Consider the following 1,809-nt stretch of genomic DNA (forward strand, 5'->3'; position numbering starts at 1 on the left):
GTTTTTTATTACTTTTGTTCACTTTCGCACCCAGTGCATTAGCGCAATTACGCGATCCTACTCAACCAAATATGTATGTAAATAACAACAAGAGTGTAACTCAAAACACAGAACTTAAATTGCAATCTATTATTAAAAACAGTACAGCATTTAAGGCCATTATTTCAGGCCATATTTATCGAGTCGGTGATGCTGTAGACGATTTTCGGATGCTAAGCATTAACTCAAAACAGGTTGTGTTAGCAAATGATGATAAACAAATAAAATTAGAATTATATGACTATGAAATTAAAAAATAATTTATCTCATCCGTGGCTTGTTCTTCTATTGTTACCTACATTTTTAACTGCGTGCCATAGCTTTAAACCAGGTAAAGAGGTTAAAACTCATATAGAACAAGAGCTGGCTGAAAAGCCTGTAGATACTAAAGCGATTGCGCCTTTACAGATGCCGAGTGAGCTTACCCAAAGCCTACTATCATCAATAAATAATGAGCAAACTATAAGTGATGATTTATCTATAAAGCGTTTTGATGTAGCCGCTAATGACGTTGAAATAGGCGCCTTTTTTGCAGGCTTAACAGACGATACGCCTTTTAGTGTTGCTGTGCATCCTGAGGTAAATGGCACAATTAGTTTAAATCTTAAAAGCGTTACTTTTAATGAAGTCATTGCTGTTATTAAGCGTATGTATCCTTTAGATATTGTTAATGAAGGACGAATAGTACAAGTACTGCCAGCCAAAATGCGCACAGAAACAATACCTGTAAATTATTTAATGATGCAGCGCCATGGTCAGTCTACAGTGAGTGTGGTTGCTGGTGGGGTTAGTCAATTTGCACAAAGTGGCAGTAGTTCGAATGGTTCAAGTTCAGGTAGTAGTAACCAGCAAAATAATGAGTTTGGCGGCGATAATCAAAGCTTAGATTTAAACGGTTCTCGAATCCAAACAATTAATAAAAATGACTTTTGGAAAGAATTAGAAGTCGCCCTTAAGTCTTTAATTGGCGCAAGCGATGGGCGCTATGTTGTTGCAAGCCCACAAGCTAGTTTGGTAACCGTAAATGCATTACCAAGCGAAATTAGTCAGCTAAAAGAGTTTTTGCGTCAAAGCCAAGAAAACCTGCAACGCCAAGTTATTCTAGAAGCAAAAATAATAGAAGTAACTTTAAAAGATGAGTACCAACAGGGAGTTAACTGGGAGCGTATAGCGAGTGGTTTAGAAGGCGGTATTTCGTTTGCTACAACAGCGGGTTCTACTATTAGTAATAGTATTTCAGCCGCAATTGGTGGAGCGTCATCGCTAACCATTCAAAAAGGAGACTTTAACGGGGTTATTAATTTGCTTGAAACGCAAGGTGATGTGCAAATGCTATCTAACCCTCGAGTTACCGCTACAAACAATCAAAAAGCAGTTATAAAAGTAGGGCAAGACGAATATTTTGTTACTAATGTATCAAGTACGACGGTAACGGGTACTGCTACAACGACCTCGCCTGAAATTGATTTAACGCCGTTCTTTTCTGGTATTGCCCTTGATGTAACGCCGCAAATTGACAAGTACGGCTCAGTTATTTTGCATGTTCACCCTTCAGTAACTGAAACAGAAGAGCAGCTAAAAGTAATTACATTAGACGATCAACGTTTTGAGTTGCCTCTAGCACAAAGTAACATTCGAGAATCAGATACTGTTATTCGCGCTCAAAGTGGCGAAATAGTGGTTATTGGTGGTTTGATGCAAACATCAACACAGGATGAAGAATCAAAAACCCCCGTGTTGGGTGATATCCCACTATTTGGCAATTTATTT

Annotated in this window: 2 protein-coding genes; both read left to right on the forward strand. The window is 38.2% G+C overall.

The genetic code is table 11. The features are described 5' to 3' along the window. The first annotated feature begins 14 nt into the window (after positions 1–14). On the forward strand, positions 15–299 hold the full coding sequence (locus H5072_RS18440) for an agglutinin biogenesis protein MshK (RefSeq protein ID WP_182694389.1): 285 nt from the start codon (positions 15–17) through the stop codon (positions 297–299). Then, a partial coding sequence (gene mshL, locus H5072_RS18445) for a pilus (MSHA type) biogenesis protein MshL (protein WP_182694388.1) occupies positions 283–1,809 on the forward strand: 1,527 nt, incomplete at its 3' end. The genes H5072_RS18440 and mshL, both read left to right, overlap by 17 nt.

This window comes from Pseudoalteromonas sp. SR45-5 (genome assembly GCF_014163565.1).
GTDB classification, from domain to species: domain Bacteria; phylum Pseudomonadota; class Gammaproteobacteria; order Enterobacterales; family Alteromonadaceae; genus Pseudoalteromonas; species Pseudoalteromonas distincta.